The sequence below is a fragment of the Microbacterium sp. 67-17 genome (assembly GCF_001898325.1).
Classification (GTDB): domain Bacteria; phylum Actinomycetota; class Actinomycetes; order Actinomycetales; family Microbacteriaceae; genus Microbacterium; species Microbacterium schleiferi.
Map to the genome: position 1 here is coordinate 39,709 of NZ_MKTR01000002.1, position 20,854 is coordinate 60,562.

Genomic DNA, 20,854 nt, shown 5'->3' on the forward strand with positions numbered 1-20,854 from the left:
GACGATCAGGTAATCGACCCGCTGTTGCATCCCGAGCCGTCCGCCGCCTTCCCCCATGCGCTTCGGCCGCGGCGAGCCCTACCCGAAAGAACCTGGATGTCCGTATCGCGCTGCGGTGACCGCTCATGATGCGACTTCGGCGGCGGCACATAAACGCGGATCAGACCGTCGGCGGGGAGCCCGCTAGCTCCGCCACGGTCTTCGACGAGGTCGCCGATGTCTTCCTGGCCGACGAGATCACTCAGATCATCGACGAGCCCGAGTCGGTTCACCCCGATGGTGCGCGCTCGCTGAGCTCACGACCATCGACCTCGGACAGAATCTTCCGCGCCGTCGCCTTCGCGGCCGGTGGAGTGACCGTCGCGATCATGCTCGCCGTCGGGCTATTTCTCGCCGTCCGTGCTGGATCCGCGCTCCAGGTCTCGGGTGTCAGTTTCCTGTTCGAGCAGCAATGGAACCCCGAGTCAGGACAGTTCGGTATCGCTGCGGTGCTCTTCGGCACCGTCACGATTGCCGTCATCGCCGTGACCATCTCAATGCCGCTGTCGCTCGGAACATCGCTTCTGATCTCGGAGGTGCTGCGGGGCCGCGTCAAGCAGTGGGCGATCACGCTCGTCGACCTCATGGCTGCAGTGCCGAGCGTCGTCTTCGGCCTCTGGGGTGTGTTCTTCCTCCAGGCCAATGTGATCCCCGTCTCGCAGTGGATCTCGACCTACTTCGCGTGGATCCCGATCTTCGCTGTGACGGATGCCGATGGCGCCGCCGCCACGGATGCCAGCGCCTTCACCTCGTCAGCCTTCATCGCGGGCATTGTCGTCTCGCTCATGATCACCCCAACGCAAACCTCGATCATGCGGGAGGCATTCATGCAGGCTCCCCCCGGAGAGCGGGAGGCTGCGTACGCGCTCGGCTCGACGCGGTGGGGCATGGTGATGGCCGTGGTGCTGCCCTTCGGGCGAGGCGGCATCATCGGCGGAACGATGCTTGCTCTGGGTCGGGCACTAGGAGAGACGATCGCGATCTACATGATCATCTCGCCGATCTTCTACATCAACTGGCAAGTGCTCAAGACCGGCGGGAACTCCATCTCAGCGCTGATCGCGTTGCGCTACGGCGAGGCGAGCGAGTTCGGTCTCTCTGCCCTCATGGCAGCCGGACTCGCCCTCTTCCTGATCACGCTGGCCATCAACTTCACCGCATCGTCGATCGTCGCGCGATCCCGATCCGGCGCGAACAGCGAGGCGTGATGTCAACGACGATCGAGGCTCCCGAGATCTCGGATGCCGCGGCATCCGAGCCGGAACCGCGCCGCACGTCCACCCCCGACCCGGGCGACACCCCCGTCGGCCTGCGTCGGTCGCTGCGCGCCATACGCACCGACGACGTCTACCCGGTCATCGGCGCTGCTGCGGGGGCGATGGCTACCGCCACCTTGCTCTTCGGCTGGATCGCGCCGCTGACCGGCATGGTCGGCTGGCTTGCCGTGTCGTTCGTGCTGTTCATTGTCTTCTACGGGCTGCTGGTCTCGGTGGTCGCGGATCTGCGCGAGGTCATCGACCGCGTCATGACGGTGCTGCTCGCCAGCGCCGGCATCATCCTGTTCACGGCGTTGGTGTTCGTGGTGGTCTTCGTCATCTTGCGCGGTGCTGATGCCTTGTTCCACTGGAACTTCTTCGTGCAGGACATGCAGTACGCCGGTCCCCTCGACGGCTTGGATGTCGGTGGCGTCTCGCACGCGATCATGGGAACGCTGATCCAGATCGGGATCGCGCTGGCGATCACCGTGCCGCTCGGCATCCTGACCGCGGTGTTCCTGAACGAGATCGGCGGCCCGTTTGCGCGGTTCGTGCGCACCGTCACCGACGCGATGACCGCGCTCCCCTCCATCGTGGCTGGCTTGTTCGTGTACTCGGCGATCATCCTGCTCATCACGGGCCAACGCTCGGGCTTCGCGGCGGCGATGGCGATCACGGTCATGATGCTGCCGATCGTCGTGCGCGCAGCAGACGTCGTGCTCCGCCTGGTCGCGGGCAACCTCCGCGAGGCCGCCTTGGCCCTCGGGGCATCGCGTTTCCGCACGGTGTGGCACGTCGTGCTGCCGACCGCCCGCTCGGGACTTGCGACAGCCGTCATCCTCGGAACCGCCCGTGGCATCGGTGAGACCTCGCCGGTGCTATTGACCTCGGGGGTCACCGCAGTGATGAACCTCAACCCGTTCGAAGGTCCGATGATCTCGCTGCCGCTTCAGGTGTTCGACTTCGTGCGTTCTCCCGAACCCAACATGATCGCGCGCGGTTTCGGCGCCGCCGCCGTGCTGATGCTGCTGGTGCTCGCGCTCTTCGCAATCGCCCGCGTCATCGGCGGTCGCGGCCCCGGCGAGCTGACCGCGCGTCAGCGCAGGGCTGTAGCCCGCCAGTCCCAGAACGATCTCATCCGCATCGAGCGTGCAGCCCGTGCCCGCACTGCCGCGCCGGCCGCACCGCCGGCACCCCAGGAGGAATCATGACCCGTCCCTTCGCGCGTGTGTGGACCCGGATCGTCGCCGGGATCGGCGTGGCGGCGATGGCTGTCGGCGCGGCGATCCCCGCGTATGCCGCTACCTATGAGCCCATCTCCGGTACGGGGTCGACCTGGTCGCAGAACGCCATCGACCAGTGGCGCAGCAACGTATCGGGCAACTACGGCATGACGGTGAACTACTCCGGTGTCGGATCGACCCGCGGTCGCACCGACTTCATCCTCGGCACCGTCGACTTCGCCGTCAGCGAGATCCCTTTCCAGCGCAACCCGGAAGACGGCGTGAGCGCGCCGGAGATCCCCAACCGGGGATACGCCTACATGCCGATCGTCGCGGGTGGCACCGCCTTCATGTACAACCTCGTGATCGGCGGCAAGCGCGTTACGAACCTGCGCCTATCGGGGGAGGTCATCACCAAGATCTTCACGGGCAAGATCACGAAGTGGAACGACCCCGCCATCCAGGCCGACAACCCGGGCCTGGCGATGCCTGACAAGAACATCACTCCCGTCATCCGTTCTGACGGCTCGGGCACGACGGCGCAGTTCACCCTGTGGATGTCGAAGCAGTACTCCTCGATCTGGTCAGATTTCACCGCGTCGGTGGGGCGCGGCAACGGGTTGACCTCCCAGTACCCGCTGTTTGGCAACGCGAAGGCGCAGAACGGCTCGAACGGTGTCGCCGGCTACGTGGCACAGGGCTACGGCGAAGGCGCCATCACCTACGTCGAATACTCTTACGCGCTGGAGTCGGGCTTCCCGGTGGCGAAGGTGCTGAACAAGTCCGACTACTACGTCGAGCCGACTTCGAACTCGGTCGCGGTGGCGTTGCTGTCGGCGCAGATCAACACCGACGCGAACTCGCCCGACTACCTCACCCAGATCCTCGACGGCGTCTACAACTCTGGCGACCCGCGGGCCTACCCGCTCTCGAGCTACTCCTACATGATCGTGCCGACCGAGGTGAAGGGTGTGTTCACCGAGAAGAAGGGCGCGACTCTCGGAGCCTTCGCGAGCTACTTCCTGTGTGAGGGGCAGCAGCAGGCATCCTCGCTCGGCTACTCACCGTTGCCCATGAACCTGGTGCTCGCCGGATTCGACCAGATCAAGCGCATCCCGGGTGCCGGGGGCGCGAACGTCGACCCGAACAAGTGCAACAACCCCACCTTCAAGGCAGGCGACTCGCCCTCCACGAACCAGCTGGCGCTCACCGCGGCACAGCCGGCGGCGTGTGACAAGAAGGGCTCCGACCAGTGCGTCACGGGGACTGCCGGCGCCAAGGGTGAGACCCCGGTCAGCGGCTCGGGGAGCGGTGGCTCGGCCTCGGGCGCGGTCGGTGCGTCGGGGACGGCCGGAGGGGGGGCAGGCGCAGCGGATGCCGCCACCGGCGCCGGGGTGCTCTATGACGAGGACGGCAACGTCATCTCCGGAACCGGCACGGGCGGCACCGTTGCGGGTGCCGCCGTCGCGTCTCCGTTCACCGTCGCGCCCGACGGGTGGGGGTGGCAGCAGTCGGTGATGCTCTTCGCCTTCGTGTTGCTGCTCGCCGCGGTCGTTGCACCGCCCCTGCTCCTGAAGGCGATCAGATCCGCAGGCGGCCCCGACGGGAAGGGTGGCCGTCGATGAGTGTTCCGGGCTCGCGGCACGACGCACGCGTGTCGGCGCGCCGGAGTCGGCTGAATGGGGTGCCACTCTGGGTGCGTGCAGCTGTGGCCGGTGTCGCGACCTCTCTGGTCGTCGGTAGCGGCGTGGGCCTGGCGGGCGTGGTGCTCACCCCCCAGCCCGCTGCAGCCGCTGACGCGTTGGTGACCTCGAGCGCGGTCACTGTCGCAAGTACTGATCCGGCCACGAAGGGGGGGCCGATCGTCGCCGAGGGAACGCCGGCCCCCGACCTCAAGGTCACCGTTTCGCAGACCGCCGATCTGGTTTCACAGGGCATCAAGATCAGCTGGACGGGCGGGAACAAGTCGGCTGCGCCCGTCGGCGGCAATGGGGGTAGCGATTTCCTGCAGATCGCGCAGTGCTGGGGAGAGGACCCCGAGCACCCGGGACATCCGGATCGCCGGACCTGCCAGTACGGTGCGACGCTCGGTCCCGGCAGCATGCGCGATGGCACCACAGAGACCGAGAACGTCGCAATGAACGATGCCGGCTACACGGCCTTCACCACCAGTCCGATGGGCATCCCGCCGACGTACACCGCCATCCCCTTCGTCGGCTACAACCCGGCCAAGGCTGTCGATCCCGCCACCGCTGCGGCCGAGTACGTCGTGACCAACCTCACCAAGGACTCCGCGGGAGTCGTGAAGCAGCGATCGGACGCTGACTACGTCAACGTCAACGAGAACCAGTTCTTCACGAGGTACACCACGAACGAGATTCCGTGGGCCCCGTCGGGTGACGACGGCACCGGATCGGTGCCCTTCGAAGTGCAGACCGCAGTGCAGTCCACAGGTCTCGGTTGCGGCACCCCCATCACGCAGACCGACGGAACCGTGGTCGGGCAGTCGTGCTGGCTCGTGATCATCCCTCGTGGCACGGGCGATTCGGGGCAGGCCAACATCACGAGGTCGGGTCTGTGGTGGGATGCCTGGGAGCACCACCTCGCGGTGAAGCTCGACTTCAAGCCGGTCGGTGTGCGCTGTGAGATCGGCGCCTCAGAAAAGCAGCTCGCTGGCAGTGAGCTGGTCGCGCGGGCGATCTCGTCGTGGCAGCCGAACCTGTGTCTCGGGCAGAACGGTGCGCCGTTCGTCTTGCGCACCGGAAACGAAGCCGATGCGCTCGTCGATGCATCGGCAACGACGGCCAGCCCCCTCGCGCTCACCACCCGCCCCCTTGATATGGATCTGGTGTCGTGGAAGGAAGACCCGCTGCAGTACGCGCCGGTCGCCCTCGGTGGGGTGGCGTTGACATTCGCCATTGACCGCCAGCCCAATACCCAGACCGCCCCGGATGCCTACAAGGCGAAGGCTCGGTTGCCCTTCACCACCATGAACCTCACCCCGCGGCTGGTCGCCAAGCTGTTGACGTCGTCGTACACCGATTCCCTACCGACAGGGGCAGACCGCTCGCACATCGGCTACGTGAACTTCGCTAAGCCCGGCCCAAACCCACGCACGCTACTGCAGGACCAGGACTTTCTCGCGATCAACGACGAAGAATGGAAGTATCAGACGATCCTGGGGCCGTCCGTCGCGGACGCCCTCATGCCCAAGGGACGCTCCGACCTCGCTGTCCGTCTCTGGGAGTATGTGCTCGCCGACCAGGAGGCGAGGGACTGGCTGTCGGGAAAGCCCGATCCCTGGGGCATGGTCGTGAACCCGTGGTACTCCAACAACCCCGCCCTCACCGGCGTGCTCGAGGGGGTGCCCCTACCCGCGAACTGGGTTCCGCTGTCGTTGCCCTCGGAGTCATTCCCCAAGGCGGACCCGATAGAGAAGCCCGACACAACCTTGACCGACCTGGTATCGGGCACCGGTGCAATCAACCTCGTCACGTGGCGCCCGTTCACCAACTCTCTCGCGAACGGAGCGTACCGCGTGCTGCGGGGCGACGGCATGACTCTCGGCGCGTGGAACGCGCAGTCCACCCCACCGAAGTATGGCTCGTCCACGCCTGACAGCTTCGGTAGCCGTAAGGTGATCGCGCTGACCACGACACCGGCGGCAAGTCTCTACCAGACGGTGACCGCCTCTCTACGCAACCCTGCCGGACAGTTCGTCGGTCCGACCTCGGAGGCGATGCTCGCGGCGGCAGCCGCTATGGTTCCGACGGCGGAGCAGCCCGCCGTGCTTGAGTTCGATCCCGCGAGCGCGAAGTCGGTTGCTGCCACCACCGCGTATCCCCTGACCGTCCCGGTGTATGCGGCGCTCAACCCCAGCCAGCAGGACGCCGGGCTGCGGGCGATCTACGCGAACATGATCCGCTACGCCGTGACGGGTGGACAACATCCCGGAACGGATGACGGTGAGCTTCCTCCCGGTTACGCGCCGCTTCCCGAGTCGTGGGTCGCACAAGCCAAAGCGGCGGCAGACGTCATTCAGAACGGGCCGGCCCCGGCGCCAGCGCCCTCAAGTCCGCCGACGCAGGGCGCCTATGTTCCCCCTGCTTCGTCGACCTCGGGCTACTACTCCCCTTCGGTTGCCTCCGACGCGTCCCCCGCCGCCGACTCGGCTCCGGCGGCGACAGGAGCCGCCGCCGGCTCGCTCTCCGCCGGCGTCACCGCTGCCGATCCCCCACTGCCGCTCACGGCGGCGGCGATTCCCCTTGGTGTGATCACCGGTGTGGTGGCGGCGATCGTGGTGCCGATCGTCAGCCGCATGCGGCCGCGCTCTTGAGTCGCTCACGATTTCTCTAGAACAGCGACGCGACACTGCTTCTTCGCCCAGAAAACCCTGTGTGTTCACCTAGCGCATCGAGCATCGGATTGGCCCTCGCAACCGCCGTGGCGCGGCCGAGGATGTTGGACCCGATTGACCTGACGGCACCCGACCGGGTGTCGCTGGATGCCGGACGCCTGCCACGCGGACGGCGCTTCTCCCTCATCAGAAAAGGAAATCCGTGAAGAAGCAGCTCTTCGCAGCGGCGGCCGCCTTCGGCGTCGTCGCTTCGCTCGTCGCTACTGCACCCGCCGCCTTCGCCGAGCCGGTTTCCCCCGGCTACGTCGCCGTCGGGTCCGACACCCTGCAGGACGTCATGAACGCCCTCGCAAACGGCACCTCCGTCACCGGTTCAAGCGTGCGTGCCACCGCCCAGGGTCAGAACTTCGGCAACTTCGATGCCGTCGAGGCCCACTTCGGCACCGCCAACACCGTCAAGATTCAGGTGAAGGCCGGTGGCCCGTTGATGACCCGCCCCAACGGCTCGAGCGCCGGAAAGACCGCGCTGAGCCGGTCGATCAACGCGACGGGCACCGAGAAGTATGACGGTGTCACGATTACGGGTCAGATCGACATCGCCCGCAGCTCGTCGAAGGGCACCGAGAGCGCCAGCGGATTGCTCTGGACCGTGCCGTTCGGTCGTGACGCCCTCACCTACGCCTACAAGCTCGACACGGCCAACGCGGCGTGGGAGAACATCGACAAGGCGACCCTCACGAGCATCTTCAACTGCACCACCACCACGCTCGGTGGCGTCGCCGTCACCCCCGTCGTGCCGCAGGCCGGCTCCGGTACGCGCAAGGACTTCATCGCGATCCTCGGCCTCACCGAGACCACGCTGGTCACGGTCTCCGAGGGCGGCTGCGTGAAGGAAGGCCAGGAGCACGACTCTTCGACCCTCCTCTCGGGCGAGCTCATGCCGATGTCTGCAGCCCAGTGGGTCGCGCAGAACACCGGTGCGGGCGTTGACCGCCGCGGCGCTGGCGTCGTGGTCGGTTCTCCGGTTGCCGGCACGACGGCTGTCACGGGCACGGGCTCATCGATGGTTCCCAACCCCACGTTCTACGCCGACAGCACCTGGGGCCGCGACACCGTGCTCCTCGTCGAGTACGCCCGCGTGAACTCAGGTGACCCGAAGTACGATGCCCGCCTGGCTGACCTCATCGGCACGGGTGCGCAGAAGCTCGGGAACATCTCGAGCCCGCTTTCGTCGTCTGTCTTCGCCGTCAAGAAGAAGTTCGGCTTCCTCGCGCCGCAGACGACGACGGGCTTCCGTCAGGCCGCCTCCTAATCACTTCACGAACAGAAGAGAACCGAGACACAAGACATGAGCATCATCACGAAGTGGCGTGCGGCTGCGGCCGGCGTCCTCACCCTCGCTATCGTTGCGGGCGGGACCGCGGCGGCCAACGCTGCGCCCGCAGACTACGAGAACCCTCAGGCGAACGGCTCCGCACCCATCTTCCTGTGGGACGAGAATGCGGCGCTCGCAGAATCTGCCAATGGGTCTCGCGCCTATGGGCGCAACGAGTTCTTCATCGTTTCCGGAAGCGACACCAGCTTCGAGACGCCGATTCCGGCGACCTCGGGTGCAACGCAGGCCTTCCGGTTCATCGCCAAGACCGACAAGGTCGACAACGGCACCAACACCTGGTCGGCCTGGAGTGAGACCGCCATCGTCAACGGGGCCGTCGCTCAGGATCAGTTCGTCCCGGGCGAGCTGGGCCAGGGTGACATCGGCAAGGTGTTCACTGACGGTGGTACCTACTACGCCGGTATCGCCTTCACCATCAACAACGGTGTGACCGTCGTCGGGAAGGTCTACCGCACGGTGACCATCACGCCCGGTGCGAGCACCTACAGCCTGAACGTGCTCACCAAGCCGACGATCACCGCCCCGGACTTCGCCAACTACGCGGCGACGTCGGGTGCTGCTGCGGTGCTGCGCAACGGCAACCTCGAGCTCGACGCGACCGCCGCGAACGCGGGCAAGACGGTCGACGTGTGGGTCGAGGGTGAGTCCACTGCCAAGCACACCTCGGTGGTGCTGAACGGTTCGGGCAAGGCCACCCTCACCTCGAACATCGCCGCGGGCAAGAAGCTCGCGATCGTCGAGGGCAACGCTGTCGTCGCGTGGGTCACCACCGCCGACTTCGTCATCGCACAGCCGACCGACGGCACGGCCTTGACCACCAAGGTGACCATCCCGGCACCGGCCGAGGGCGCCACCACCGTCACGGTTCCCGCCGGTGTGGCTCACGCCAACCAGACCTACACCGCCTACGGCTGGTCGAACCCCACCAACCTCGGCCAGGTCACCACCGACGGCTCGGGCAACGCCGTAGTCAACGTTTCGGCGCTGGGCGTCGGCACCCACACCGTCGCACTGGTCGACGGCGCTGGCGACTACGTCGCGTGGGGCACCGTCGAACTGACCTCGACAACCTCATCGGCTACCGAGGTCTCGGTCGACGTCACCACGAGCAACAAGTTCGCGCTCGAGGGTGTTGCTGCCTCGATCGACCTGGGCGACGTGAAGCGTGGTGCCACCACCACGGCCTCCCTCCCGAGCTTCCGCGTGACCGACGACCGCGCTCTGCTCCCCGGCTGGACACTGAACGCCGCCGCCTCGAAGTTCGTCAACGCTTCGGCGGGTAACGATGAGATCGCCGCTTCGGCACTCTCGATCGTCCCCTCGATCGTGTCGGGCGAGTCGACCGGTATCACGGTGCCCAGCACCGCGATCGCGGGCACGGGTGTCTTCGCCGAGGGTGGTGTCAACGCTTCGACGCTCGAGGCTGGTACCAACTTCAACGCGGCGCTGACCTTCGCGGCTCCGGCTGCGGCCAAGGCTGGCACCTACACGTCGACCCTGACGCTGACGCTCGTCTCGAAGTAGTCCCGCTCTCGGCGAGAGCCGGTGGCACACATAACTGAACACCCTGTGCGGGAGGCCGTTATCGGCCTCCCGCACAGGCATGTCTGCGCCGCCTCACTTCCGAGGTCTCGGACATACGGCGGAGAACTCTTCGTCACCCTGCGTTAAGGCAGCGGGCGCCGGTCGGTTGCGTGACTGTGTGGAAATAGGCCGTGGCCATTTCTCCCGAACTTTCGCGCGCCCGGAGCCTGGTGCGTACCCTTGCCGCAACCCTCGCCGTGGTCGCCGCGGTCGGCATTCTGACGCCCGCTGGCGCAGCCCGCGCGGAGGACACGATCGGTATCTCGGCGCGCCCCGCTGCAGCCGACGGCACCGCCGACACTCGCACGCGTTTCAGCTACAAGGTCGACCCCGGCCAGCGCGTTGACGACAACTTCCTGGTCGCCAACACGGGCTCGACACCGCAGAACTTCACTGTCATCGCGACGGACGCTTTCAACGACGGTGAGGGTGACTTCGCCCTCCTCGGCACTGAGGAGGCATCCACGAGCGTCGGACAGTGGGTGAAGTTCGAGAACGGCACCAACCGCATCGAGTTCTCCCTTGAACCAGGCCAGAGCCGCCTGCTGCCGTTCACCGTCGAACTGCCGGCGGATGCCACACCCGGTGACCACGCAGGCGGACTGGTCGCCTCAGTCGTGACTCCCGGCGAGCAGGTCAACCTCGACCGTCGCGTCGGCACGCGCCTGTACGCCCGTGTCTCGGGACAGTTGCAGCCGCTGCTGTCGATCAGCGCGCTCAACAGCGAGTACCTCGGCGACTGGTGGAACCCGTTCTCGGGCACCGTGCGGATGTACTACACCGTCACGAACACGGGAAACGTTGCTTTGGCCACCAATACGTCGTTCGGTGTGGACACGTGGTTCGGACTTCAGGCCGCCGCCTCGAACGGCGATGCCATCGCCGAGTTGCTTCCTGGCGGGGGGCGCAGCGTCACGGTCGACGTGCCCGGGGTTCCCGCGTGGCTCTACCTCGCTCCCTGGGTGGAGCTGACCCCGTTCGTCGACAGCCCTCAGGCCGAAAATGCCCTCACCGTCGATGGAAGCTCGCGCAGCGGCATCCTGATCGCGGTGCCCTGGGCCCTGGTCATCCTCGCGGCCATCGGCGTCGGGATCGGCCTCCTACTGCGCTGGCGCCGTCGCCGCGACGAGGAGCGGGCGGAGGAATGGCTGCGCTACACCGAGCGTGAGGTGAAGCGTCAGGCCGCCGAAGAAGCCCGGGCCGGTGCCGGAGCCGCGTCCGGTGGTCGAGGCGCAGAATGACGGCAGACCCGTCCTCAGCGCGACGATCGCTTCACCGTCGGGCGATGCTGATAGGAGCCGTACTGTGCGCTGTGCTCGCGGTGAGTAACAACGCGGTGGCGTACGCGACTGACGACGGCTCTGACGAGAACGTCACTGTCACGGTCATGGAAGACATCGTGGATACGCCACCGGCACAGCCCGCGCAGGCCGGACTCGGAGTCGGTGTCAGCGGCCTCGTGATCGCCGGAGTTAAGCGATCGGTCAAACGTGAGACGGGTGCCAACCAGGTAGGTCTCATCTTCACCTTCGACGGCTACCGGCTTGAGATCACCGGGCGCGACGTGGATGGGTCGCCGATGAGGCTCGACGCCGACGGCAATCTCGTCGTCGAGGCTGGCGGGTCCTTCCTCGTTCGTGGCTCCGGATTCCAGGCATCGACCCCAGCCGCGATCTACTTGTTCTCTTCGCCGACTCTGCTCGGTCGCGCGACCGCTGACACGTCGGGGACCTTCACGACTGTTGTCGGATTGCCCTCCGCCACGACGGCGGGGGTGCACAACCTGCAGGTCGTGGGGTACGTCGCGACGAACCGACTCGCCACCCTCACCACGGGAGTTAGCGTGTCGGTCCGCTCCGTCTCGGGTTCGAACGGCGGCGCGGGCTACAGCGCCGCGCCGAGCGGCACGAGCGGCGTCACGGTGGAGCAGTCGTCATCGACGGCGCCCAGTGACGCCCCCGTGACGGACGCTCCCGGCACGCTCGAACTCGGGGTCTTCGCGATCAGCGCCCTTCAGGCAGTCGCCGAACCCTCGCTGTCGGTAGGCGGCGGTGCCGTGCGGCTGGCTTTCACCGTGCGCAATACCTCCACGACCCCCTTCGACGCAACGGCCGCATTTCGACTCGACGCCCGTCTCGGGCCGCAGATCGCGTCTATCGACGGGGTCGCGATTGACGCGCTTCAGCCGGGCGAGATCCGAGAGGTCGCGGTCCGCATTGAGGATGTCGGCAACTGGGCGTTCTACCGCGGTTACGTCACCTTCACGCCGCCCGAGGTGGTGGAGAAGACCGAACTCACTCCGGTCACTCGCGAAGCAGATGTTCTGGTCCCTCCGCCTGCGGCGCTGCCGGCCGTGGTTGCATTGGGCGTCGGCGCCATCGCTGCCGTCATGTGGCTGGCTGCGACCGGGCGGCTCCTTCCTCTCATCGGGTTCCGGCGTCGAGACGACGAAGACGAGGGCGAAGACGCCGACAGGCCTGACGGACACGGTGCGGATGACCGTGATCTCGTGGGGGCGGGGGGAAGTCAGCGATGACCACCACTGACCCGTCGAAAACTGGGCGCGCGGCATCCTGGAAGCCAACACTGCCCTTTGGTAAGCGATCAGCAACCGGATCCGCGACTCCCCCTCCTCCCCGGCGCCGATCCCAGCCGCCGCGTCCGCCTCGGCGCATCCCGCCGCGGCGACCACAGGAGCCGCTCACGACGGCGCAGAGCGTCGTACGCGCGGCGCTCATGCTGCTCTCGGCGCTCATGCTCGCGCTCGTGCTCAGCGTGACGGTGTTCGGCCAGATACGCCACTTCGCGGCTCAGCAGCAGCTGAGTGACAGCTTTCGATCACAGCTAGCTGAAGGCGTCGCGCCGGTGTCCGAGGGCACATTCGATGACGTGCTGCTCACAAGCGGTGCACCCGTTGCTCTGCTGGAGATCCCTGCGATCGGGGTGCGAGAGGTCGTCGTCGAAGGCACTGACCCTGCGACCACTCAACTCGGACCGGGACACCGCCGCGACACTGTGCTTCCGGGGCAGGCGGGCGTCAGCATCATCATGGGTCGCGCGGCCGGCTACGGCGGCCCGTTCGGCCGGCTCCAGCAACTCGTGCCGGGGACGACCTTCACCGTCACGACGGGTCAGGGACAGCATGAGTACGAGGTCATCGGCGTGCGGTACGCCGGTGACCCCGCTCCGCCGCCGCTGACAGCCGGAAAGAGTCGTCTCACGTTGATCTCAGCCACGGGGTTGCCCTACATCACGACGGGCCTGGTTCGGGTGGATGCCCAGCTGACGAGCGAGGCGCAGCCGACGGGTGTCCGTCAGACCCGGTTCGCGACGTTGCCTGCGGCCGACAAGGAACTGGCGGGCGATCTCTCGATGGCCTGGGCGCTCGTGTTCGCCCTGCAGTTCCTGCTGCTCGTCGAGATCGCCGCCGTCTGGTCGTTCCGGCGGGTCGGCGCGACGCGCACCTGGATCGTTTTCGTTCCGCTGACACTGTTCGCCTGCCTCTGGGTGGCGGGGGAGCTGTCGCGACTGATGCCGAATCTGATGTAAGGACCTTTTGTGATGGATCAACCACTCGCGAGTAGCTCATCGCTCGCCGCGTCGAACGACGGCGTAACGGAGGTGCTGCCTCCCGTACACCCCGCTCCGACTGCGCCCGCGAACGAAGGGTCGACGCCCGCAACCCCGGCGGACTCCGATTACCCGGAGTCCGCATCCGCGATTCATTCCGCCGCGAGGGCGGACGGCCGCAAGGATGCCCGCAGACGCCGCGGACGCTTCGCGTGGGTCGATGCGAACACTCCACTCGCGCAGCTCGAGGGTCGGAACGTCTCGGCCTGGTTCGGTGAGCGCAAAGTGCTCGACCGCATCTCACTGACAATGCCCGCGGGCCAGGTCACGGCTCTCATCGGACCGTCGGGATGCGGCAAGTCGACGTTCCTGCGGATCCTCAACCGCATGCACGAGCTCGTGCCCTCGGCATCCCTCGCGGGCGAAGTTCTGCTGGACGGCGATGACATCTATGACGCCAGCAAGAAGCTCGTCGATGCACGCAAGTCGATCGGGATGGTATTCCAGAAGCCGAACCCCTTCCCCGCAATGTCGATCTACGACAACGTGATCGCGGGCCTCAAGCTCACGGGCCTGAAGGCTGGTCGTGATGAGAAGGACGAACTCGTCGAGAACTCGCTGACCAAGGCAGGCCTCTGGAAGGAGGTCAAGGACCGCCTCCGGGCACCCGGTGGCGGCCTCTCCGGTGGTCAGCAGCAGCGCCTGTGCATCGCCCGCTCGCTGGCGGTAAAGCCCCGCGTGCTGCTCATGGACGAACCGTGTTCGGCTCTCGATCCGACGTCGACCCGCGTGATTGAAGAGACCATGGTGGAGCTCAAGGAGGAGGTCACGATCGTGATCGTGACGCACAACATGCAGCAGGCCCAGCGGGTTTCGCAGCAGTGCGCATTCTTCCTGGCATCCCAGGGGACCCCGGGTGTCATCGTCGAGCACGGCGACACCGAAGCCATGTTCGCCGATCCGATCGATCCCCGCACGTACGACTACGTCAACGGCCGATTCGGATGACGAGACGGGCGCTCTAGCACCCCAGCCACCTGTTTCGGTCGCGCCGTGCTGCGGGTGAGTGTGCAAATGACCCGCGTCACGGCGCGACTGAGCCGAGTAGTGCTGGTTTCGGTCGCGCCGTGATGCGGGTTACCTGAGGCGAGACCCACGGAACGGCGCGACCGATAGATGTGGTCGGGGTGGAACGCCTCAGCTCGCGGCGGACTCGCGACCGCGGGCGAAGCCGGCGTCGAAGCCGCGTTCGTAGGCGCGCTCGCCGTGACGGTGCTCGCCGTGACGGCTACCGTGTCCGCGGTGGCCGTGGTCACGACCGTCGTCGCAGCGGCTTGCATGCTCGTCGGCCTCGAACGCCGGACCGAATCCCGGATGGAAACCGCGTCCGAATCCGGGGCGGAATCCGGGTCCGAAGCGGTGACCGCGCCGCCCTCGACCGAAGCGACCGAAGCCGAGGCTCGGGTCCAGGTCGTCCTTCTGATCCCCGCCGAGTTCGCGGGCCATCGCCTGCAGTGACGCGATGGTCGTGGCGTAGTCTTCGGGTGAGACCGCGCTTGACACGCGCTCACGGATGCCGGAGACGGCCTTGCCGAGCCGATCCTTCATCTCGCGACCGGCGTCGCTGAGCGTCCAGTCGCCGGATCCGTTCTGCTCGATCCAGCCGCGCTCCTCGAGCCGGCGCATCCGCTTACCTCGAGGTGCTCGGGCCCAGGCGTAGGTGCCGTCGATGACGTTCAGCAGCATCCAGTCACGGCGGTCCGCGCCGGACTCGGCCAAGCGGATGTCGAACTCTCGGCTGATCAGGGCGTCGACCAGGCGCAGCCAGTACCCGAGTGGGCGGTCGCTTCCGCCGGGAGCGTCTTCGTGGTGTTCTTCGTGGGTATTCATGGTGAATCCTCTCTGGCGGGCGGAGCCCGCGTCAGTTCCGGTGGGCGTTGTCGCAGCCTCCTCGGAAATGCATGTTATGATGCATGTAGTTGTACGATGACATGTAATCCGAGTCCATGTCAACTCGCATGTAAATTGGAAGGATGCCGAGCTCGCCGTCCGACCCCATCGATCAGATCGCGGCAGCACTCGTTCGCCTGCGAGGTCGGCGCGGCCCCCGGCCGTGGATGCCCCACGAGCCCTCCGAGTCCCACGACCACGGTTCCGACGAAGAACGTGACCACCGCAGGCGCGGGCATCACCGAGGAGGACCGGGCTTCGCGCCGGGCGGCGGCTGGGGTCCGTGGGCGGGACCGATGGGTCCGAGGGAACAGCGGGGAGATGCCCGCATCTCGGGCCCGGCACGGATGCGGGTGCTCGAGGTGCTGGCATCCAGCGACCACCCGCTGACCGTGAGCGAGCTCGGCGAAGCCATCGGCGTCGATCAGCCTCGCGCATCACGCCTCGTCCAGCAGGGGGTCGAGTTCGGACTCGTGCGTCGCGAAGCCGACCCCGACGATGCCCGCCGAACCCGGATCGTCCTCACCGACAAGGGCGAGGCCTTCGTTCGCGGCTTTCGCGATCAGCGCCGGGATGCGATCACGACGGCGCTGACATCCTTCACGGATGCCGAACGCGCCGACCTCGCCCGCCTGCTGACCAAGCTCGCCGACTCCTGGCCAAGCTGACCCGCCCCCGCCGAATCGCGCAGGTCGGAGACATCACCGACGTAGGACGGATGCTGGGCACGTCGTCCTACCTCCGAGAGATTGCCGACCTCCGCGATTCAGGTGCCACGCCCGGGCGACGCCTGTGCCGTCAGCACGGAGGTAGGAGAAATCACCGAGGTAGGACGGATGCTGCCGCCACCCTCCTACCTTGCGGATTTTGCCTACCTCGAGGATGCCGGAGCCGAGCTCAGGCCGCCGAGCGCTTCGGCAACCGCACGAACAGCAGCAGGATGAGGCCGAGCAGCAGCACCAGTCCGATGCCGAGGACGCCGAAGATGGTCGAACCGAAGGCGGCGATAAAGACCGTCCACATCGCCGGGGACAGGAAGCTCGCTACGCGGCCGGTGGTGGCGTAGAGACCGAAGATCTCACCCTGCATCCCCGTCGGGGTGACCCGGGCGAGCAGCGACCGAGACGCGGCCTGGGCCGGACCAACCATCGCGGAGAGGATGAGCCCGCCGATCCAGAAGATGACGGCGCCGAGGTCGTGGAAGGCGAAGACGACGAAAGCGACGAGCACGAGTGTGGTCAGGGCGAAAACGATGACGGCCTTCGCTCCGAATCGGTCGTCGAAGCGACCCGCGATGATCGTCGACAGGCCGGCCACCACGTTGGCGGCGATCGCGAACAGGATGACGTCGGTCGGCCCGAACCCGAAGGCGACGGCGGCGAGCACCCCGCCGAAGGCGAAGACCCCGGCGAGCCCGTCGCGGTACACGGCGCTGGCGATAAGGAACCAGAAAGTGGGGCGGTGCTCCCGGAACAGCCGCGCGATGTCCTTCACGAGCACCACGTAGCTACGGAAGAAGCCGACGCTCTGGCCGGGTGCCGACGGAGGGGGCTCGGGAACGTTGCGGAACAGCGGGATGGAGAACAGGATCGTCCACACGCCGCATCCGACCGCGATGAGCCGGTAGGCAAGTCCGTCAGAGGTGTCCATGCCGAACCAATCGGCGAAGGTGAGCGCGACGACGATCACGAGGGCGACGATCCCGCCGATATACCCCATGCCCCAGCCGAGGCCGCTGACCTTGCCGACGGTCTTCGGCGTCGAAACCTGCACGAGCAACGCGTTGTAGTTGACGCCGGCGATCTCGGAGATGACGGCGCCGACAGCCAGTACTGCCGCGCCGTACCAGAAGAAGACGGGCTGGGCGTAGACGAAGAACAGCGCGAACTGCGCGAGTGCCAGAAGCATCGTGAACACGAAGAGCCAGCGCTTCTTGCTGCCCCGGCGATCGGCCTGTTGGCCGAGGACCGGCGCGAGAAACAGGATCAGCAGCCCCGCGATGGTGGTGACCAAGCCATACCCGCTGGTGAGGTCGGCAAGCGCCGCCTCCTTGACCGGGGAATCATCCGGAAGCGAGGCGACATCAGCGGGCAGGAAGCTATCGGAAACGAGGTACAGCGCCGCGAAGACGAAGGTGAGGATGACGGAGTTGAACGGCTGCGTCGCCCAGTCCCAGAACGCCCACGAGACGACCTGTTTGCGGGGGATCTCGCGCTCCTCGGTGGAGTCCTGGAAGAGCACCGCGAGGCTCTCGAGAGCGTCGGTGTCGGTGGTCGGCGGGGGAGTTGGCACACGGGTCGCGTCGGATGCCGAGGCCGGGGCCCCGCGGAGTTCGGGCTCGCTATCGCTCACTCGCCATACGCTAGGGGTCCAGAATGAACATTGGGTAGCCCTTTTGGTGCGAAGATGGGCGCATGCCCGTTCATGTGGAGCGCGCCGAACTGCCCGGTATCGGCATCCGTCACGACATCCTCACCGACGATGGTCGGCGTCTGTCGGTGGTGAACTTCCGTGACGGTGGCCGCGAAATCGCGATCTCGGACGAGGACGACCCCGACCGCTGTGGCGACACTCTGGCATTGACGGATGACGAGGCCACCGCCCTTTCGGAGGTTCTGGGTGGATCGGTGATCCTCACGCAGTTGGCGGGACTGCAGGAGGCCTTCGCCGGCCTGCAGATGGAGAAGATTCCCGTGCGGGCAGACTCCCCGTACGTCGGTCGCCCCCTCGGCGATACCAAAGCACGCACGCTCACGCGCTGCTCGATCGTCGCCGTCGTGCGCGAGTCAGGCGTCATCCCTGCGCCCGAGCCCTCCGACGTGCTTCGCGCCGGTGACACCCTGGTCGTCGTCGGCACCCGCGAGGGCCTGGAGCAGCTGGTCCGGATTCTGAACGGCGCTTGATCGATGCATGATGGCGCGCTGCTCTTTCTCGAGATCGGCGCGCTGCTGTTCGGCATCGCGCTGCTGGGCCGCCTCGCGGGGCGCATTGGTATCTCCCCGATTCCCCTGATCCTGCTGGGGGGGCTCGCGTTCGGCGAGGGCGGCATCCTGCCGATCTCGCAGGGCGAGGAGTTCATCGAAGTCGGCGCTGAAATCGGCGTGATCCTGCTGCTCGTGATGCTGGGCCTGGAGTACAACGCAAAAGAGCTGATGGGCAGCCTGAACAGGTCGCGCATGGCTGGCGGCCTAGACATGGCTCTCAACGCCATCCCCGGCGCGATCGCCGGGTTCGTCCTCGGGTGGGGGCCGATCGGTGCGCTGGTCCTCGCGGGAATCACGTGGGTCTCATCATCCGGTGTCGTTGCCAAAGTGCTGCAGGATCTGGGTCGCCTCCCCAACCGAGAGACGCCGACGATCCTCTCGATCCTGGTGATCGAGGACCTGGCGATGGCCTTCTACCTTCCGGTGCTGACAGCTGTCTTGGTCGGCATGGACCTTGCCGCCGGGACGATCAGCGTCACGATCGCGCTCGCCGCGGTGCTTCTGATCCTCTGGGTGGCGCTCCGGCACGGACCCCTCGTCTCCAAGCTCGTCTGGTCCAAGCGGGCGGACGTTCTGCTGCTCTCGGTGCTGGGGCTCACCCTGATCGTTGCGGGGCTTGCCGCAGAGGCGAACGTGTCGGCAGCGGTCGGCGCCTTCCTGGTGGGCATCGCGATCTCGGGTCCCGCGGCCGAGCATGCGACGCAGGTTCTCACTCCGCTGCGCGACCTGTTCGCGGCAGTGTTCTTCCTGTTCTTCGGGCTTTCCACCACCCCCTCCGATCTCCCTCCGGTGCTCGTCCCCGCGCTCATCCTGGCGATCGTCACGATGGGCACGAAGGTCTTGACCGGCTACCTTGCGGCGCGTAAGGCCGGGATCGCCGAGCCCGGTCGCTGGCGTGCCGGCTTCGCGCTCACGCCTCGCGGGGAGTTCTCGATCGTCATCGCGGGGCTTGCGGTATCGGCCGGGGCCGACCGATCGCTTGCCGCGCTCGCCACGGCCTACGTCCTGATCACGATCGTCGTCGGGCCCCTCCTGGCGCGCATTCCCGATACCGCGCGGTTCGACACTTGGGCCAAGGGGCGGCAGAAGGCGCGGCGGATGCGACAGCGGGCGGCGGCCGCGGAAGGCTGACGGTACCGTTTGCACATGATGACGCCTGCGTCAGCCGACGAACCTCACGACGGTGCCCGAACAGACGGCGCGCACGCGCGATCGACAGCCGCCGAGGGTGGATCCACGATGCAGCGGCGCTATGACCGCCTCTTCAACACCGGCGGCAGTCGGGCGGTCGGCGCGTATCTCCGCGAGCGGATCTACGCCACCTTCACCGGGCTTGCCATCGTCCTCGTGGTCGCCGGCTCCGATCATGCGGATGCCGACCACGCCCTGCTCGCTCTGCTGTTCGGCGTGATCGGCATCACGATCGCGGGGTTCGTGTCTGACGTGGTGTCGCACCTGGCGGTGGAGGGCGAGTTCCCGCACGGCGCGGATTGGGTTGTGCTCTTGCGCGTTGCCGGCGGGGGCCTGTCGACGGTTGTCGTGCCAGGGGGGCTGATGCTGCTCGGATGGCTCGAGATCATCGCCCTTTCTACGGCGATCAGTGCCGCCGCCATCGTCTAGATCGTCACCCTCGCCCTGATCGGATGGCTCGCCGTGCGTCGCTCCCACGCGCGGTGGTGGGAACGAGTGATCGCTCTGGGCATCCTTGTCGGGCTCGGCTTCCTGGTGATCGCGCTGCAGACCCTCGCGAAGACCGTGTGAAGCGCTGCTGGGGTCAGGCGTGCGCTCGCCGGTAGTCCTGTTCGAGGATCGCGTAGATGGCGGTGTCGACCCACTCGCCCTTCAGCCACATGTTCTCGCGGAGGTGTGCCTCGTGTCGCATGCCGAGGCGCTGGCAGACTGCGGCTGAGGCGTCGTTGCGCGGATCGAGTTCGGCAGAGATCCGGTGCAACCCGAGGTCTTCAAATCCGACGCGCAGAAAGATCTCGGCAGCCTCGGTGGCATAGCCCTTTCCCCGCGCGGATGCTGACAGCAGCCATCCGATCTCGGCGGTGCGGTCATCGGTGCTGACGAGGGTGAAGTACAGCGTTCCGACCAGCTGGCCATCGGCATCCCGGATCGCCGGCTGCACGTAGTCACCGGCCCTCTCGAGGCAGTCGTGGGCGCCGTCGCGCTCGATCGCGGCAATGACCTGCTCGCGCGACCGCGCCTCGTAGAGCATGTACCGCACGATCGCCGGGTCGCCCTGGATGGTGCTCAGCACCTCCACATCGTCGGCACGCAGAAGGTCAAGTGTCACGCGCTCGCCGCGTAGCGGAGCGAAGTGCCAGGGAACGTTCACGCAGACATTATCGTCGTCGCAAACTTGATATGAGATGACTCAACTCCGATTGACATGCCACTGCCGGCTCGCTAGGCTTGAGTCATCGCGGCTCAACCTCTCGTGGGTGACGCGAGTCGACTTTCAACCGGAACATCGCTTCCACGCAGAACAA

Annotated in this window: 17 protein-coding genes; 14 read left to right on the plus strand and 3 right to left on the minus strand. The window is 66.7% G+C overall.

Going from position 1 to position 20,854, the window contains the following annotated elements:
- The first annotated feature begins 125 nt into the window (after window positions 1-125).
- From pstC to BGO47_RS00300, 10 genes are all read left to right on the plus strand, one after another.
- Window positions 126-1,247: a phosphate ABC transporter permease subunit PstC gene (pstC, locus tag BGO47_RS00255; RefSeq protein WP_292707102.1), complete on the plus strand. Its 1,122-nt coding sequence runs from the start codon at window positions 126-128 to the stop codon at window positions 1,245-1,247.
- Entirely contained in the window at window positions 1,247-2,506 is a 1,260-nt protein-coding gene (gene pstA / locus BGO47_RS00260; RefSeq protein WP_292707105.1) for a phosphate ABC transporter permease PstA, read from the plus strand. Before pstC ends, pstA begins: the two co-directional genes overlap by 1 nt.
- On the plus strand, window positions 2,503-4,143 hold the full coding sequence (gene pstS / locus BGO47_RS00265) for a phosphate ABC transporter substrate-binding protein PstS (protein ID WP_292707108.1): 1,641 nt from the start codon (window positions 2,503-2,505) through the stop codon (window positions 4,141-4,143). The genes pstA and pstS overlap by 4 nt, the downstream gene beginning before the upstream one ends.
- The gene (locus tag BGO47_RS00270) at window positions 4,140-6,854 is read left to right on the plus strand and encodes a hypothetical protein (RefSeq protein ID WP_292707111.1); all 2,715 of its coding nucleotides are present in this window, start codon (window positions 4,140-4,142) and stop codon (window positions 6,852-6,854) included. The genes pstS and BGO47_RS00270 overlap by 4 nt, the downstream gene beginning before the upstream one ends.
- Before the next feature lie 223 nt (window positions 6,855-7,077).
- Window positions 7,078-8,187, plus strand: coding sequence for a hypothetical protein (locus tag BGO47_RS00275; RefSeq protein WP_292707114.1), 1,110 nt, complete (start codon window positions 7,078-7,080; stop codon window positions 8,185-8,187).
- A gap of 36 nt (window positions 8,188-8,223) precedes the next feature.
- Window positions 8,224-9,795 (plus strand): hypothetical protein, encoded by a 1,572-nt coding sequence (locus tag BGO47_RS00280; protein ID WP_292707118.1) that lies wholly within the window; start codon window positions 8,224-8,226, stop codon window positions 9,793-9,795.
- Between the two features lie 191 nt (window positions 9,796-9,986).
- Window positions 9,987-11,096, plus strand: coding sequence for a DUF916 domain-containing protein (locus BGO47_RS00285; protein ID WP_292707120.1), 1,110 nt, complete (start codon window positions 9,987-9,989; stop codon window positions 11,094-11,096).
- Window positions 11,097-11,140: 44 nt separating this feature from the next.
- Window positions 11,141-12,391 carry a hypothetical protein gene (locus BGO47_RS00290; protein ID WP_292707122.1) on the plus strand — a complete coding sequence of 417 codons (1,251 nt, stop codon included), beginning with the start codon at window positions 11,141-11,143 and terminating at the stop codon, window positions 12,389-12,391.
- The gene (locus BGO47_RS00295) at window positions 12,388-13,404 is read left to right on the plus strand and encodes a sortase (protein WP_292707125.1); all 1,017 of its coding nucleotides are present in this window, start codon (window positions 12,388-12,390) and stop codon (window positions 13,402-13,404) included. The genes BGO47_RS00290 and BGO47_RS00295 overlap by 4 nt, the downstream gene beginning before the upstream one ends.
- A 306-nt stretch (window positions 13,405-13,710) precedes the next feature.
- Window positions 13,711-14,433: a phosphate ABC transporter ATP-binding protein gene (locus BGO47_RS00300; RefSeq protein ID WP_292707809.1), complete on the plus strand. Its 723-nt coding sequence runs from the start codon at window positions 13,711-13,713 to the stop codon at window positions 14,431-14,433.
- 189 nt (window positions 14,434-14,622) lie between these two features.
- Here BGO47_RS00300 and BGO47_RS00305 read toward each other — a convergent pair whose 3' ends face one another.
- A complete protein-coding gene (locus tag BGO47_RS00305; RefSeq protein ID WP_292707129.1) occupies window positions 14,623-15,315 on the minus strand; it encodes a hypothetical protein in 693 nt (230 codons plus the stop codon).
- Between the two features lie 143 nt (window positions 15,316-15,458).
- On the opposite strand from BGO47_RS00305, the gene BGO47_RS00310 reads away from it, so the two are divergent.
- Window positions 15,459-16,043 (plus strand): MarR family winged helix-turn-helix transcriptional regulator, encoded by a 585-nt coding sequence (locus BGO47_RS00310; protein ID WP_292707132.1) that lies wholly within the window; start codon window positions 15,459-15,461, stop codon window positions 16,041-16,043.
- Between the two features lie 229 nt (window positions 16,044-16,272).
- Here BGO47_RS00310 and BGO47_RS00315 read toward each other — a convergent pair whose 3' ends face one another.
- On the minus strand, window positions 16,273-17,727 hold the full coding sequence (locus BGO47_RS00315) for an MFS transporter (RefSeq protein ID WP_366246856.1): 1,455 nt from the start codon (window positions 17,725-17,727) through the stop codon (window positions 16,273-16,275).
- A 62-nt stretch (window positions 17,728-17,789) separates the two neighbouring features.
- Between BGO47_RS00315 and BGO47_RS00320 the strand changes: the two genes are divergently transcribed.
- The 3 genes from BGO47_RS00320 to BGO47_RS00330 are packed head-to-tail and all read left to right on the plus strand — an operon-like array spanning window position 17,790 to window position 19,979.
- A complete protein-coding gene (locus tag BGO47_RS00320; protein ID WP_292707135.1) occupies window positions 17,790-18,278 on the plus strand; it encodes a cation:proton antiporter regulatory subunit in 489 nt (162 codons plus the stop codon).
- Window positions 18,279-18,281: 3 nt separating this feature from the next.
- Window positions 18,282-19,490: a cation:proton antiporter gene (locus BGO47_RS00325; RefSeq protein WP_292707138.1), complete on the plus strand. Its 1,209-nt coding sequence runs from the start codon at window positions 18,282-18,284 to the stop codon at window positions 19,488-19,490.
- Between the two features lie 15 nt (window positions 19,491-19,505).
- A complete protein-coding gene (locus BGO47_RS00330) occupies window positions 19,506-19,979 on the plus strand; it encodes a hypothetical protein (protein WP_292707141.1) in 474 nt (157 codons plus the stop codon).
- A 154-nt stretch (window positions 19,980-20,133) separates the two neighbouring features.
- Here BGO47_RS00330 and BGO47_RS00335 read toward each other — a convergent pair whose 3' ends face one another.
- Window positions 20,134-20,700: a GNAT family protein gene (locus tag BGO47_RS00335; RefSeq protein WP_292707144.1), complete on the minus strand. Its 567-nt coding sequence runs from the start codon at window positions 20,698-20,700 to the stop codon at window positions 20,134-20,136.
- Window positions 20,701-20,854 lie beyond the last annotated feature (154 nt).